19 protein-coding genes are annotated in these 15,026 nt (G+C 42.8%); 5 read left to right on the top strand and 14 right to left on the bottom strand.

Annotation, left to right across the window (positions count from 1 at the left end; translation table 11 throughout):
* Positions 1-97: 97 nt before the first annotated feature.
* Positions 98-691 (bottom strand): glutathione S-transferase N-terminal domain-containing protein, encoded by a 594-nt coding sequence (locus AC2A4J_RS12960; protein ID WP_484176317.1) that lies wholly within the window; start codon positions 689-691, stop codon positions 98-100.
* Positions 692-713: 22 nt separating this feature from the next.
* Complete coding sequence (gene paeA, locus AC2A4J_RS12965) at positions 714-1,991, bottom strand: polyamine export protein PaeA (protein WP_114410307.1); 1,278 nt, start codon at positions 1,989-1,991, stop codon at positions 714-716.
* A gap of 195 nt (positions 1,992-2,186) precedes the next feature.
* Here paeA and AC2A4J_RS12970 point away from each other — a divergent pair, with 195 nt between their 5' ends.
* Entirely contained in the window at positions 2,187-2,594 is a 408-nt protein-coding gene (locus AC2A4J_RS12970) for a DUF2721 domain-containing protein (RefSeq protein ID WP_255825851.1), read from the top strand.
* An 8-nt stretch (positions 2,595-2,602) separates the two neighbouring features.
* On the opposite strand, the gene AC2A4J_RS12975 is transcribed toward AC2A4J_RS12970, so the two are convergent.
* Positions 2,603-3,532, bottom strand: coding sequence for an N-acetylmuramoyl-L-alanine amidase-like domain-containing protein (locus AC2A4J_RS12975; RefSeq protein ID WP_255825852.1), 930 nt, complete (start codon positions 3,530-3,532; stop codon positions 2,603-2,605).
* 121 nt (positions 3,533-3,653) lie between these two features.
* Here AC2A4J_RS12975 and AC2A4J_RS12980 point away from each other — a divergent pair, with 121 nt between their 5' ends.
* Positions 3,654-3,923 carry a hypothetical protein gene (locus AC2A4J_RS12980; protein ID WP_484176318.1) on the top strand — a complete coding sequence of 90 codons (270 nt, stop codon included), beginning with the start codon at positions 3,654-3,656 and terminating at the stop codon, positions 3,921-3,923.
* A gap of 21 nt (positions 3,924-3,944) precedes the next feature.
* On the opposite strand, the gene AC2A4J_RS12985 is transcribed toward AC2A4J_RS12980, so the two are convergent.
* The 7 genes from AC2A4J_RS12985 to AC2A4J_RS13015 all read right to left on the bottom strand — a co-directional run bounded on the left by AC2A4J_RS12985 (position 3,945) and on the right by AC2A4J_RS13015 (position 10,341).
* Positions 3,945-4,283, bottom strand: coding sequence for a thioredoxin family protein (locus AC2A4J_RS12985; protein ID WP_484176319.1), 339 nt, complete (start codon positions 4,281-4,283; stop codon positions 3,945-3,947).
* A gap of 29 nt (positions 4,284-4,312) precedes the next feature.
* Positions 4,313-4,603, bottom strand: a complete 291-nt coding sequence (locus AC2A4J_RS12990) for a YkgJ family cysteine cluster protein (RefSeq protein WP_255825855.1) — start codon at positions 4,601-4,603, stop codon at positions 4,313-4,315.
* A gap of 314 nt (positions 4,604-4,917) precedes the next feature.
* Positions 4,918-5,577: an SGNH/GDSL hydrolase family protein gene (locus tag AC2A4J_RS12995; protein ID WP_114410312.1), complete on the bottom strand. Its 660-nt coding sequence runs from the start codon at positions 5,575-5,577 to the stop codon at positions 4,918-4,920.
* A gap of 144 nt (positions 5,578-5,721) precedes the next feature.
* On the bottom strand, positions 5,722-6,672 hold the full coding sequence (locus AC2A4J_RS13000; protein WP_114410313.1) for an ABC transporter permease: 951 nt from the start codon (positions 6,670-6,672) through the stop codon (positions 5,722-5,724).
* Between the two features lie 3 nt (positions 6,673-6,675).
* On the bottom strand, positions 6,676-7,635 hold the full coding sequence (locus tag AC2A4J_RS13005; RefSeq protein WP_114410314.1) for an ABC transporter permease: 960 nt from the start codon (positions 7,633-7,635) through the stop codon (positions 6,676-6,678).
* Entirely contained in the window at positions 7,628-9,142 is a 1,515-nt protein-coding gene (locus AC2A4J_RS13010) for a sugar ABC transporter ATP-binding protein (protein ID WP_484176320.1), read from the bottom strand. Before AC2A4J_RS13010 ends, AC2A4J_RS13005 begins: the two co-directional genes overlap by 8 nt.
* A gap of 101 nt (positions 9,143-9,243) precedes the next feature.
* Positions 9,244-10,341 carry a substrate-binding domain-containing protein gene (locus AC2A4J_RS13015; protein ID WP_484176321.1) on the bottom strand — a complete coding sequence of 366 codons (1,098 nt, stop codon included), beginning with the start codon at positions 10,339-10,341 and terminating at the stop codon, positions 9,244-9,246.
* A gap of 379 nt (positions 10,342-10,720) precedes the next feature.
* Here AC2A4J_RS13015 and AC2A4J_RS13020 point away from each other — a divergent pair, with 379 nt between their 5' ends.
* Both AC2A4J_RS13020 and AC2A4J_RS13025 read left to right on the top strand, forming a co-directional pair.
* The gene (locus AC2A4J_RS13020; protein WP_114410317.1) at positions 10,721-11,371 is read left to right on the top strand and encodes an SGNH/GDSL hydrolase family protein; all 651 of its coding nucleotides are present in this window, start codon (positions 10,721-10,723) and stop codon (positions 11,369-11,371) included.
* 24 nt (positions 11,372-11,395) lie between these two features.
* Positions 11,396-12,472 (top strand): ROK family transcriptional regulator, encoded by a 1,077-nt coding sequence (locus AC2A4J_RS13025; protein WP_114410318.1) that lies wholly within the window; start codon positions 11,396-11,398, stop codon positions 12,470-12,472.
* A gap of 107 nt (positions 12,473-12,579) precedes the next feature.
* Here AC2A4J_RS13025 and AC2A4J_RS13030 read toward each other — a convergent pair whose 3' ends face one another.
* Genes AC2A4J_RS13030 through AC2A4J_RS13040 form a run of 3 tightly spaced genes read right to left on the bottom strand, consistent with a single transcriptional unit; the run spans position 12,580 to position 13,734 of the window.
* Positions 12,580-12,855: an EAL domain-containing protein gene (locus AC2A4J_RS13030; RefSeq protein ID WP_484176322.1), complete on the bottom strand. Its 276-nt coding sequence runs from the start codon at positions 12,853-12,855 to the stop codon at positions 12,580-12,582.
* A gap of 31 nt (positions 12,856-12,886) precedes the next feature.
* A complete protein-coding gene (locus AC2A4J_RS13035) occupies positions 12,887-13,315 on the bottom strand; it encodes an EAL domain-containing protein (protein WP_484176323.1) in 429 nt (142 codons plus the stop codon).
* A complete protein-coding gene (locus tag AC2A4J_RS13040) occupies positions 13,309-13,734 on the bottom strand; it encodes a hypothetical protein (RefSeq protein WP_484176324.1) in 426 nt (141 codons plus the stop codon). The genes AC2A4J_RS13035 and AC2A4J_RS13040 overlap by 7 nt, the downstream gene beginning before the upstream one ends.
* A 147-nt stretch (positions 13,735-13,881) precedes the next feature.
* Between AC2A4J_RS13040 and AC2A4J_RS13045 the strand changes: the two genes are divergently transcribed.
* Positions 13,882-14,295: a helix-turn-helix domain-containing protein gene (locus AC2A4J_RS13045; protein WP_484176325.1), complete on the top strand. Its 414-nt coding sequence runs from the start codon at positions 13,882-13,884 to the stop codon at positions 14,293-14,295.
* Between the two features lie 43 nt (positions 14,296-14,338).
* On the opposite strand, the gene trhA is transcribed toward AC2A4J_RS13045, so the two are convergent.
* Positions 14,339-14,998: a PAQR family membrane homeostasis protein TrhA gene (gene trhA, locus AC2A4J_RS13050; protein ID WP_484176326.1), complete on the bottom strand. Its 660-nt coding sequence runs from the start codon at positions 14,996-14,998 to the stop codon at positions 14,339-14,341.
* Positions 14,999-15,026 lie beyond the last annotated feature (28 nt).

Here is a 15,026-nt window from a genome sequence, read left to right on the forward strand (position 1 = left end):
TTTAGTTTCTTGACATAGCTTTCTTATATGGCACATAAAAACACTTTCATGCACTAAAAGCAGCACAATAAGAATACTTGAAGGAGCTTGCTGTTTATTAAGACCATGATCGAGAAAGTGTCATAATGTTATTAAACAAAGGCCAGCCTAATAAGCTCTGCTGATACTCGCCTGCTTTACCATCCAAAGACACTCCATACGCTTTTAGACGGAAGGCAAGAATCGCGTAGAAAGCATCTACCGCGCCCGCTTGATCAAACATAAAAGGTCCTTTTGCGTGGGCAAAAATCGTTTCAATACGCTCAATCTCTTTTTTCAGCGCGTCCGATAAATTATCCAATGGAGCCACTGGATCAAAGGTAAACCCGCATTGACCACGCAGAGTCATAAAGCCTGAATGCATTTCCATGCAAAGGCTTCTTGCTTGTGCCCTTTCAGACTGATTCTTAGGGTAAAGTGCGCCATTGGAGCATTCATTAAGATATTCCGTAATCGCCAAAGAATCGTGTACAACAACATCATCCACCAGCAATACTGGCACCAATCCAGTCGGCGAGTATTTTAATACTTCAGCTTTATAGCCCTTAGCTTCCAAATTAATTGGGATAAGATCTAGTTTGATACCTGCAATCTGACTACAAAGATGCGCCCGTAGTGACCAAGTCGATAATGTCCCCACAACTAATTTCATACCGTCTATCCCATTTACGTTGCTACTTTAATTTAGTCACTAACAGCTGTTCAACTCTGACGCCTTCCAAATCTAATACTTCAAACTTATAGCTGTCATAAACATAAAAGTCCGTACGCTTTGGTAAACGCTTTAAGCTGTAAGTAATAAAACCACCAAGCGTTTCATATTGAGTACGATCAGGGAACTCTTCTATATTCAAACTGCGCATCACATCATTGATCGGCGTTAACCCTTCAATCAACCAAGAGTTCGCATCACGTTGTACTATTTGCTCTTCATCATGAGGCGTTAACAAACCGCCCATAAAGCCACCTAATAAGTCTTTCACCGTTACGATACCAACAATTGTTGCGTATTCATTCACGATGACAGCAAAAGCTTGTGGCGCTACTCGAAATGCATTAAGCGCTTCGGAAAGCGTCAAGGTTTCTGGCAGATAAAAAACCTCTTTATCGACTTTTTCAGGTTTGATTTGTGCTGACTCACCTTTAAGTACCAAGCGTAGTATTTCTTTCGAATCAATAATGCCTTCGATTTTATCCAAACTGCCATTACAAACTAAAAAGTCATTATGTGGATGATCAATAATTTTTTGGCTGATCTCTTCACTACTGTCATCGATATCAAAATAGATAATCTGATCTCGTGGCGTCATGGCACTGGAAATGTTTCGAGTTTCTAATTCGAATACATTGCCAATCAATTGATATTCTTGGCTCTGCAAACTGCCGTCTTCTGCGCCAGCATCCATCATGGCAACAATGTCTTCTGTAGTAACAACTTCTTGGCGCTCAATAGGCACATTAAATAAACGTAAAACCAAGTTAGTAAAACCGTTAAATAGAAACACCACTGGTGTTAATAGAAAGGTCACCCAGAGCATAGGCGTGACCATTCGAATTGCCACGGCTTCTGGCATAATCATCGCCAAGCGCTTAGGTAATAGATCGGCAAATAGGATAAAAAGTGACGTCAGACACAGAAAGGAAACAACAAAGCTGACTTGATCCAATAAAGGCCCAGCATAAAGCAAACTAACAAGCTGCTTAATATAAGGCGTCAGAGCCTGTTCACCAACAATACCACCTAAGATAGCAATAGCGTTCAGCGCAATTTGAATCATGGCAAAAAAAGCGCCTGGTTTTTGTTGCAAGGCAAGCACAGCTTGCGCTTTAACGCTACCTTCATCCGCTAAGACTCGCAGCTTAATCTTCCTAGCCGCCGCCATGCCAATTTCAGCCATAGCAAATAAGGCACCAGCAATAATCAGCAGGCCGATACTAAACACATCACTCATTTTTTCTCTCTTTATACCGAAAGGCAGAACGTCAATATAGGCCGCATTATAGAAGGAAGTTGCTACGATACAATGCTTATTTTTTATACTTTCAGAAGGGGTAAACGCAGTTCAAAAAAACACATTGAAGGCGTAATATAAGGTATCTAAACAGCGTAAAACACTGTCTTTATTTATTGATCAGCAGGACCCAGCATGATTATCACTCTAACGACTCCCGCAATGTTGTTCCCCGCCGTTTCTTTATTGCTTTTGGCTTATACGAACCGCTTTGTTACATTGGCATCGATTATTCGTAACTTTGATCCAAAACTCGAAGACGCAAATACAACAGAACAAATTGCCAACTTACGTAAACGTATTTATTTAATAAGACGCATGCAAGAAGCTGGGGTGATTAGCTTTTTTCTGTGTGTATTATCCATGATGGCGATCTACCTTGAGTATCAACAAATAGGCAGTTACATTTTCGGGGCGAGCCTAATCTGCCTAATGTACTCTTTGTATTTATCCGTACGCGAGATCACAATTTCTTGCGATGCATTGGAGCTACATCTTCAGCATTTCAGTACTAACTTTAAAAAGAGCAGTCGCAAAAAATAATCACACCGCTAGCGTCTTAATACTTGAACATTAAAGCCTTTTAAAGAAGAGGTTTTAGAGTAATGAGAGAAGTAATCTGCGAAATTTTCATCCATTACTTTTTTGTTCGTCAAACTAGCATGTCGAAGAAATAAGGTACCGTTTTTACGAATAGCCAGACCTTGGTGCGAGACATTCATATTCGTACCAATGTATTTCTTTATATCCCAATTAGGCCGTACCATACTGATCACACTGCCAGAAGGGATACGATCTAAAAGTGCCTGATTAACCTCATTTGTGTTACCACCAAACAGCGCCGTTAATGGTACATAAGGGATATAAGCAGGCTCTGCGGAATAAATACGGCCTTCTTCATGTAACTGATTCAACAAAGTTAGACATTCGCTAGAAGAATCGGCATCACATTGCAGCACATCACCAGTAAGATACTTATACCACGCAGACTTATCTATCATCGCCTTCGCAACCCGCGCTTGGCCATGGCCAACATCCGGCGTGATGTCCATTAGCTTATCTTGGTTGTTGCGAAACCAATCAACACTCGGAAAATGATTACGAGAAACAAAATCAACGTTCGAGTTTCGATAGCGAATACTTTGTAAGTTTGACTGAAACTCATCAGACGTACTAGAAATAGCGCCAGCCAACACAGTTTCAACATAGGTAGTACAATCAAACACATCAAAACGGGTCAGCGGGTCTTTGTCATATTTACCCTGCTCCCCTTCTCCAACACTACCGCCCACATAGATAGAACCAAGCAAAGTACGACTTAAAGCGTCTATTTTTTCTGCATCAGGCAAAGCAGAGCTATCATCTATAGTTTGGTAAAAAAGTACTTTGTTCGCAGTATCAAGTGAGTTCAGTGCCATTGCAGGCGACAAAAAAAGAATAAGCGTAATAGCAGTAACGACTTTTTGGATAACCATGTTCATACGCCCTACCAGCTCCGTTCAAACTACTTTCAATTTAAAACATAAAAAAACAATCATTGTCTAAAAAACGTACGCCCTATTGTGTTAGACTTATCGAATAATGTGGAATAAAGGTACGACTATGCAAATCAATAACTCGTCATTTATCTATGGTCAACAAGGCCTACAGCGTAGTCAAGATAAGCTAGACCAAGCAAGCCAAAAAGTAGCGGATGCATCGACTCAAACCTTAAGCCAACCAACTGCCACCAAGGATGCTGGACTTTACGGTTCACCAATTCAGGATGGATTGATCGAAGCAAAGAGCAGCGTCCTAGAAGCGCAAGCCAATGCCAAAGTCATCGATTCATCCGATAAAACCATTGGTCGCCTCATCGATATAACCGTTTAAGCAATCTACTTCCTTCACGTCTTAAATCGCCATGTCTAATAATTCACGAACGGCGTCAGAGGCTGTAAAACGCACAATACGACTCACTTCTTGACCATCTTTCAGAACGATTAAAGTCGGCCATAATTTAACGCCAAACTGGCGCCCCAAACGCTTTCCTTTACCGTCAAATACCTTGATATGAGCCATATCTGGGTATGATTGCATGGTTTCTTTCACGGAATCATGAGAAGCCTGACAATGACCGCACCAAGGCGCCCCGAACTCCAAAACGGCCACACCTTTTAGACTATTAATCTCATCAAGCGTTGGCGCTTCTTCTGCGTATTCTGGATTAAACCCAAATTGCGTTGCGTTCATAAAACTCCCCCTGCGACTATGATTCACCTCTACCTGATAACATTAAACTCTTCCTTACACTCATCGGATCCCATTTCGAACTCACGACAAATCCACGGACGGTTTTCATAAATAGTGCAAAGATAGGTCTCTCTATCAACGGCAGAGCACCAACCATCGTCTAATCTCAACATGGTTTCCCCACCCCACTCATCCACCGAAATATGTTTATCAGGCACACCAGTATCACTGATGATCATGACCTCCATCCGGCAGCAACAGGCTTGGCAGTTTGAACAAGTCACATCAACTTCAGAGACATTATTTAGAGGGATGGTCATAAACTATTAGCATTACCTAGAAAAGAATTTTGCATTGATCAAGACTCAACGCCAGAGTAGGCAATATACACTTGATATAGTTTGGAAGATATCTATCCCCTACGAGCACTGCGGTTCTTTAATTCAATGAAAACAGAGTGGTTATTTAAATAAAAAAGGAGACATACCATGCAAACTAGTTTATTAATACCTATCTCTTAAGGTGAAGTCCTCTTCCGTGAGAAACAAAATATCACCATGGTAAAATACCACTTATTTTTATCCATCAAGTTTGTGTGCATATCCTATTAATAGCAGCTAATTACATAGAAAAACTATGAGAAAATCATCTTAACTTTCTCCATAATTACCTTGCCCAAAGCAGCGTTATTTTCGACCGTGAAATGGATGCCATCCACACCGTCAGTTGTAATAAAGTCGCCAGCATTCAGAAATTCGATGTTCATAAAGTCAGCCAAGGCTGCATAATATTTGGGCAGTTCCAATGTTTTTTCAAGCCCTCCTTCGAATGTGCCTTGAAACCAAATATGCTTCAATTTACCAAGTGGCGGCGGTGCGACGAGAAGAACCTTAGGCGCCGAATACGATGTACCAACACCACCAGCACAACTAATCACTTGCCCAATTAATTTAGAAACACCATTCGCTATCTCGAACGCAGAGCGGTGAAAAAAAGCCTTTGTATCATTGGTGCCTAACATAATAATAACCAGATCTAGCGGAAGATGACTGGCCAGCGCGGAAGGCAGGTAGCTGGAGCCATTCAACCGTGGGTCAGTGGGGTCGTCTAACGATGTAGTACGTGCACTCAAACCTTCTTCAATTACATGAAAATCCGAGCCTAATAACCCTCCCATCACGCCTGTCCAACGCTGTTCATAAGGGTAACGGCAAGTCGGAGCCCCCTCTTCGACTGGTATCCAGCCCCAAGTCAAAGAGTCCCCATAACAAAGTATGCTCTTTTTATTCGTCATTTTATTTGTCCTTTTTGAGTTAGTTGTGTTTAGTCAAATTGGTTATAGACCATAATATAATGGGGCGTGATGCTACCCATATCAGCGAAAACGGCTCAGATTCCCACCACACTCTTCCAAGGGCTATTCTCTTATTCATTCCGCTTAACTTTTGGACCGTATTCCATAAAATACAGCAGCCAAAAGAATGATCACGCCTTGCACAACCAGTTTCCCTGGCTCGCCTACGCCATAAATGGTCAGCACAACAAATAGCAAAGAGAAGGATAAAACACCAAAGAAAGGTCCCCATACACCACCTTCACCGCGACCAAAGGCGACACCACCAAGAATCGTCGCCGCCACAGCGAGAATAGGCAGATCTAAACCAATTCGAACACTGCCTACGGCAATAGATGCGGTTTGCACCAAACCAGCAATTCCGGCAATAACGCCCGCCATTGTATGTGCCACTATGACTGTCCGCTCGACAGGCACCCCTGAGAAATGTGCCGCCTCTGCGCTCTCCCCTACTGAGGTTACAAATCGACCATAGACAGAAAGCGATAGGAACAACGACATAATCAAAGTCAAGAATGCCCAGAAAATGACCGGATTAGGCATGACTCCCGTACGGGTGTTGTAGATATCTCTTAAAAATGTCGGTACATTTCCCGGCGGACTCCCACTGGATAGGAACTGAACCATCCCGATCAAAATGATACTCACCGCGAGTGTCACGATCACTGCAGACACACGTCGCTTAGCGATCATCCAACCGTTAAACATTCCGACGATAAACCCCGTGGCAACCGCGAGAAATATAAAGGCAGGAAGAGATGCACCGGGAAACATGCCCGAGGAAATATAATAATTGACCAGCAGGATTACCCCCCCACCCGAAAGATCAATCGATTTCACCCGCATTACTAGCAACTGACCTAGTACAAGAATACCAAGAGGGGCTACTTGACGGAGAAACACACCCAAAATGTTCAGATTTAGCATTTGTGGTCGTGTCAGCCATAGGATCAAGAACAGGGAAATGAAAACCAAATAAGATGGTGGAATCCGTAAAACTCGCTGAACTAAGGTCTGCAATTGAATTTTGGACATAATTTAAAGCCCCATTTTCTTGCGGGACTGTAACCCGACGACAATGAGTAAAATTCCACCTTTCACAACGGTTTGAACAAAGGGCGAAAGATTGACTAGGTTCATCCCGTTCGACATGAGTGCCAGTACTAACGCACCAATGACCGTTCCCTGTAGGCTGCCAACACCACCTGACAATTGAGTACCGCCCAACGCGACAGCAGTAATGCTGTCAAGCTCAAACAGCAATCCAACATTCGGATCACCAGAAGTAATTCTCCCAGCCAAAAAGATACCAGCGATGGTGGCAAAACAAGCAGACCCAACATAGGCAAGTACAATATTTCGACGAACGGCAATGCCGAAATTATGAGCTGCATCGGTTTGACCAGAAGCCATCCCACCGCCAATAGCAAACAGGTGTAGTCCATATCGAGATCTGTAGAGCAATTTCCAAGCAATAAGCACAACGACGATCCCCCAGAAAACGGGAAATGGTATACCGAAGAACTCACCTGAAACGGAGTCAAGCACCAATTGAGGAATTTCACCGCCTGACACAGGACGGATCAGACGTGTAGCCCCCAGCAACATATATTGCATTGCTAATGTAGCGATAATCGGATGCACGTTACAACGTGTCACGACCAGACCGTTCATCAGTCCGACCAATGCAGCGAGAACAAAAACTACAGGGAGTAAAACTATTGTCGGTGCATCTAATGACAAGATAGCCGTGGTAAAACTGATCACCGCACCAACGGATAGGTCAAGACCTCCAACCAATACCACCAACATCTGACCAATAGCTACTATGATCAAAGGCATCGCCTGAGCAATCAGGTTTTCAGCATTTTCTATCGTCGCAAAACGTGCTGTATTAAAAGACAACCACACACAGATCCCTAGAAAAACTAGGAGAGGAAAGCCCCATGCACCTTGGCGTGTATTCCGACGAGTCAAAATATCAATGTACTTACGCATAGTGGGCCTTCTTATCAGTTTTCAAGGCAGCATTGAGGATACTGTGCTCTGTGGCCTCAATCGCCAACATTTCAGCGACAATGGTATTTTCATGCACGACATACAATCGGTCACTTAAACCAATCAGTTCGAGAGTTTCTCTAGAAAGAACAAGGATCGCACCACCTTGCTCAGTAAATTCCCTTAATAATCGATAAATCTCCGACTTAGCCCCAATATCCACTCCGCGCGTCGGTTCCTCAATAACAAGAATGTCAGTCTTAGCAGCCAAATAGCGTCCAAGTAAAACCTTCTGCTGATTGCCTCCGGACAAGGATCGAACTCTCGCACTGGCATTTGGCGCTTTGACGTTCATCGACTGCATAATATCTGCAACTACGGGCCGATATTTTCGAACAAGGGCAATAGCGGCGCGGCGAGAGTGCAGACCAATAACAATGTTATGTAAAATCGGCAGTTCCAAAAACAATCCCTCTTCCTTTCGATCCTCAGGCACAAACCCAAGACCAAGTTTTTGAGTACGACGGATACCCGTAATACCAGAAAACGGTAACTCCAAAATCACCCCCTTAACCCTAATTTGACCCGAAAATAGTGCATGCTGTCCGATCAACGCACGCGAAAGTTTTTGCTGCCCCTGACCTTCTAAGCCTGCAAGGGCAACTATCTCACCTCTATGTAATGTTAGCGAAAGTGGACGGGCGTTTTCCGTGAGTTGTATGTCTTTTAGTTCCAGCACCACCTCTCCCGCCATAGTCGAGCGTGCTGGAAACAGGCTGGTTAACTCCCGCCCAACCATCATTTCGATCAATACATTAGGTGTGAGGTCAGAAATAGCCTGTTCACCAACCAGTTTTCCGTCTTTAAGAACCGTCACGGTATCGCAAATATTGAAGATTTCTTCCATCCGATGTGAAATATAGACAACCGCCTTACCACGTTCGCAAAGTTTACGAATACTAGTATTGAGCACCTCAACATCTGCGGCATTAAGTGCGGCAGTTGGTTCATCAAGAATCATCACGCTGGCGTCAGCTTCAATACCATGAGCAATCTCTACGAACTGTCGCTCGCCAATGGTCAGCGTTGAGACAAGTCGGGTTGGATCGAGGTCAAGCCCCAACTCATCCAAAGCACGACGTGTATCCCGTATCATAGCGTCATAATCAATTGCCCCAGTGCGAGTTAGCGGCTCTCGACCAAGAAACATATTTTCAGCTATTGATAGATTAGGCAGAAGCGAATGCTCCTGAAAAACAGTAGAAATACCAGAGTCAAGAGCATCGCGAGGGGACAGAAGATTAACTTTTTGGCCATTAATCTTGACTTGTCCGGCATCGGGCTGATGCACGCCAGCAAGAATTTTCATAAGAGTGGATTTTCCAGCACCATTTTCACCCATCAAAGCATGCACACTGCCAGAATTCAGCGAGAATGAAACTGAGTTTAGCACTTGGTTATGTCCAAAGGCTTTGCTAATCCCGTGCATCTCTACAATAATTGTCAACTTAATTTCTCCTATGTTTGGGTGATTTGCTTATTGTTCGACGAATACTGGAGACTGGAATGTACCACCCTCCAGTACCACGCAACCAAGAGAGTGTTGTATTACTTGTCGTAGTAGTGCTGCAATAGCTCTTCTGACAACTCTGATGGCCACCAAACATTTGCTGAGAGATCCTCACGGTATTGTTTCGTTGCTCGCTCACGATCCCATCCTGATGGATGATATATATAGCTACGATGAAGTGGTTTGCCTTCCAGCAGTGCAACAGCAGCTCGAATACCTGCGGCACCTTGAGCAGGACTATACTCAGGTGAAATTGAAGGAAAGCCATCGGATATCCATTGCTCAAAATAACCGTTATTTCCCTCACCTGATATAGGAGGAATATCTGCACCAAACTGTTTAAAAACGTCAATACAAGCACGGGTCATGTCCGCCCCAGAAGACCAGATTCCATCTACATTTGGGCTACTCAAATAAAGCGTTTCACAGATATTACGACTTTTATCATATTGCCAATCACCGTAACCTTCAGCAACAATCTTGATATCAGTACCCTTGATTGACTGTAATAATCCATTGTAGCGGTTGGTATCTTCAGGGTGTCCAGCAAGTCCACGCAATACCCAAATATTTCCTCTTTTATCCAGTTGATCAACTAGCCAATCCCCCATTACCTTACCAAAATGCTCAGCACCACCTTGAATTTCAGTAGTGAAGGCATCAGAATTGATTCGTCCAGTATGAAGCACAACAGGGATCCCCGCCGCGATGGCCTTCTCTATGCCACGGTTAGCAGAAGTGGTCGTCACGGGCATTACTATGATTGCATCCACCTCCTGAGCAATCAGATCTTCAATATCGGCAACCTGTTTCCTTTGGTCAAAACCAGCATCAAGCATAATGAACTTTGTGATGCGACCATCCAAGTTCGCTGCATATTCCGCTTCATGTGCAACCTGCACAGTCCAGGTATTAGCATTGACACCAAAATGACTCATGCCAATAACCCAAGGCGCTTCTGTCTTATAGGAATCAGCTTTAACAATGGCTGTATTATCAGGATTGATGGCAATGCCCTGCATCACATCACCAGCAATAATATCCACATCACTTTCAGCCAAAGCAATGCTCGTTAGGAAACCAGATACAATTAAGGGTATCAGTCCAAATTTTAGTGTCTTTTGTAGCTGTCGCATGTGTTACTCCTATTTTTTTGTTTTTAGATACGGGTTAGAACCCACGAACACATAAATTCATCTCATCGGATATGGAACTATAGAAAACGCCTCATCCAAAAAGTCCACAGACTTGGCCTCATCAGCCCCTCTAAAAATCCAATTCCACTAGCAGTTTTCCTTCGTCTACCCACCACTATGAAAGAAAGTATATACAGCGAAACATCTACCAGTCAATAATTATTCACTATGAATGATTAACTAAATCATTCATAGTGAATAATTATTGTTGTTGCACAAACTCGCCCAAACTGCCTATAATCAAACGCAATGGCAAAAACAAAAGCCATTAAGCAGTTAATAAATAAGTAGTACAAACCTCAGCGGTGGACATTCCCTCATGAAAAATCTTCTCTGTTATGGCGACTCCAATACACACGGCCAAATACCAGGCGGTCAATCTACGGAGCGATTTGGACCAGATGACAGATGGCCTGGTGTTCTAGCACGTAAACTAGGAAGTAGTTGGCATGTCATTGAAGAAGGATTGAGTGGCCGTACTACGGTTCGCAACGACCCAGTTGAAGGCAAGCATAAGAATGGTCGGCGCTATTTAACACCCTGTCTGCAAAGCCATGCACCACTGGACTTAATCATACTGATGCTAGGAACCAATGACCTGAAACGTCGATTTTGGCTAACAGCGTCTGAAGTCGCAATGGGAATCAGCTGTCTAGTACACGACATCAAAGAACTTGCGCCGGGTCCAGCCGGACGTGTACCCGAAATCTTGATTGTTTCTCCTCCCCCTATGCTAAACGACCTTAAAGAATGGTCAGCCATATTCGAAGGAGCACAGAAAACTTCACGAGAGCTGGCCATGGCCTACGAAATAATGGCCGACTCACTAGAAGTCCATTTTTTTGATGCCTCATCCGTTTGTGTTAGCGCCCCTGAAGATGGGTTCCACATGGACCTCCAAGCACACCATTTACTAGGTGAAGCCCTTGCTCAAGAGATAGTTAATATTGGATGGATAAATGATAATTAAGATTCAAATCATGGAAGTTTGCTAATGCCAGACATGCGCTTTTCCCCCCCAAATCCACTCCGTATTGCTGACCGTACGTCTGGATTAAATGCCGTTAGAGTACGTAGTCACAATGAACGCTTGGTTCTTTCAATGCTCTTGCGCAATGGTAATATCTCACGACTAAAGATTGGTGAGAGTTCAGGGTTATCCGCGCAGACTGTTTCAGTCATAGTGCGTTCACTCGAAAAAGAGGGCCTTATCGTTAGTGGCAGCGCACAAAAAGGCCGCGTGGGGCCACCGACCATCCCCCTTTCCCTTAATGCAGAGGGCGCCTATTCAATAGGGATTAGTATCGGTATTCGCAAGACCCATGTCGTCTTGATCAATTTTTTAGGCGAGATTACCGCACACTCTCAGTTTTCCCATGAATTTCCAGGAAATGATATAGTACACCCTGATATCTTTGTGGCAGTAGAAGAACTTCTTTCAAAACTGTCCGTTAAGAAAAGGGAGCGAGTCGCCGGAATTGGTCTTGCTTTGGCTGATACTTTCCGCGAATCTGAGGCGCTAAATGTTCTCCGAGAACTACTTGAAAAAGAGTTTTCATTAGAGGTATTTATTCAAACCGATATAACCTCAGCCGCTTCTGGCGAAAGCATGTTCGGGAAGGCCAAAAACCTAGAGAACTACCTTTTCTTTTATATTGGTGCCCAAATCCACTCCCGCCTTGTGTTGAACCACCAAATTCTTCGTAGTGCAACTAGCGCAACCTATGACGGCGGAACCTTAGAGCTTGAGAAACGACTAGGATCAGATAACCTATCTATTAATGAATTAGAACAACTAACAGAGCAGGAGTCTCAACACTCAAAAGACCTGCAAGAATGGACAGAACAATGCTCTGCACTCATTCGCGAGAAACTACGCGACGCAAGTCAATTTGTTGATGTTGAAGCCCTGCTACTGTCATCCTATATTCCCAATACTATGCTTCAAAATATCAGCACTGCATTGGTATTACCTGAAACAGGACCAGAAGTTGTCGTTAGCGAATTAACGAAAGCCCCAAAAGCCGTCGGAGCTGCTAGTCTTCCATTCGCTGGCCGATTCATGCTGTAAATATTCCGTTTGATAACATTCTTGGGCATACATTTTTGTATTTATTCTATAAACTCCTGAGCCCAATAAACTACGGTACTGGAGTCTATAAAAATATCACCTTTAATTCACAGAACTTTCAAATGCTCTTCGTTTGCAATCCAATACTCTAGTTCCTCTCTCGATAAAGGTGGAGACAATAAATATCCTTGGATAATCTGATAGCCTATAGTCGATAAATAAGATAATTGTTGTTGTGTTTCAACACCTTCAGCAACTGGCACAGCATCAATCTTTTGACAAATAGAGAACACTACCTCGCTTAATTCTTTTGATAGTTTATTAGGCAGCTCACTGACAAAAGAGCGATCTAACTTGAGCTGGGAAACGGGAAATTTTAACAACCTTTTTAGATTTGAATAATCCGTCCCAAAATCATCTAAAGAAATAGAAAATTCCCATCAGATGAAGATCATGAATGATATTCTCAAAAAATTCTGGTGACTTTATTTTTTTACTTTCTGTGATTTCCAGAACAAGGTTAGATGCCAGAATGCCATTCTGTTGTAAAATGGATTGAACAACATTTTTCAAGTCAGGATAATGAAAACTAAGCGGTGAAAAATTAACAGCGATAATAGGAATATGGATATTTTTCTCTCGCCATATCGCCAATTGTTTACACGCTTGACGCAACACCCATAAATCTAACTCTGCTATCAAACCAAACTCTTCAGCAAGAGCAACAAAATGGTCCGGTGCAACGCTCCCGAATTCATCACTTGTCCACCTAGCTAAAACTTCAACACCGTAAAGGCTATCATCCAAAATATTTATTTGAGGTTGATAGTGCAGTTCTAACAATTTTTTTTCAGGTCGGCACTAAATGCTTGCACCATTTGATAAGAAGGATGTTTATTATCTAGACTAGACTCTGTTTGATCATCTTGAATAAGTAGACTGTAATATTGCCGATCAAACAGTTGAAACGCTTCCACCAGCACCTTCACTCTACGAGCTTCGGAGCCACTCGGCATAAATAAAAGCTTGATTTCTTTTCCAGCAATTTTTTTGAATTTACTCAAGCGAAATGTACGCTGATCAGTGTCTAGCCAGAAGCAATCTAACAGAAGAGTATTTTCTCTGTGTAAGTCTAATCGAGCATGTTTCGCTTTGTCATTACACGAAACAATAAGATCATTACTGTCTAACACAATAAAGCGACTATTCGTTTCTTGTAACTCTCGCCAATCACGCTCAGTATTCAAACCATCAGTTTTCACAAAAAAATCCTTCTACTGCATGCTTCGATTAACACAGGTCACCATCCATTATTTGTCTTTTAGACACAAAGGTTCGTCAATATTGCCTATATGGCAAATAGTGTCAAGTGAATTGCCTCACAGGTTTTGCCATATAGGCAAAATTAAATGGATAATCTTGCCATGAACATTGGCCACGTTATTAAAATTTTGCGTATTCAACGTAAGATGACACAAGAACAAATTGCACTGGAGGCTGACATGGCTACCAGTAATGTTTCACGCATTGAAAAAGGCTTAAGGCAACCGTCCCAAAAAGTACTTCATAAACTAGCTAAAGCGCTCAATACCAAGCCATCTGTGCTTTACGCAGCCAGCGAACAGCCAATAACTAATATTTCGGATTTTTTAGAACAAGAAGGGAGCGACGAAAAAAAAGAAGAAAATATCAACCAATTGCTGCTTAACCACGAAACTCAGACAGCTTTAAAGCTGTTTAGCGAGTTGACCCCAGAAAATAAATCCTTGTTATTAGAGCAGCTGAAAACACTACATCGATGGCAAACAAAACTAGGCCAGTGAATATTTAAGAAAATTAAAACAACAGTAACTCAACTTTCTATTCCTAAGCGCCATAATAAAAAATTGCAAAATAGTGACAAACAGTCCCACCGACAACAAATAAATGCCAAACTAAATGCCCATATCGTAAGCGTGAATCAATCACAAAAAACACCACGCCAAGTGTGTAAAGAACACCGCCAAGCACCAGTAACAATAAGCCATTAGGCTCCATTAATGAAACAAGTGGTTTAATGACGATCAGAATAAGCCAGCCCAAAACCACATATAGCGTGGTGGAAATGGCAGGATGAGAAGCTTTACCAAACGCCTTAAGTCCTACGCCAATAAGTGCTAACGTCCAGACAGCAGCAAGCAAAGACCAGCCCCACACACCTTCTAACACGCCCAACATAAAAGGCGTATAAGTCCCCGCAATCAACAAATACACAGCGGAATGATCAATCACCCGAAAAACGTATTTGGCTTTGCCTCTTGGCATTGCATGATAAAGAGTCGAGGCCAAATACAATAGAATCATAGTGGCTGAAAATATACTTACACCGACAACAAAACTCACGTCGGCGTAGTCGATAGCACTAAGAATAAGGAATGGAGTACCAACAATTGCAGCCACCAGTCCCAAGCCGTGGCTGATACTATTTGCCACTTCTTCACCCAATGACTGCCCACGATTAGACGATGTTGAAATAAACCTTCCCATACTCAGATACTCCTAAATGTACGAATAA

It is taken from the genome of Marinomonas sp. ATLA20, assembly GCF_057180105.1.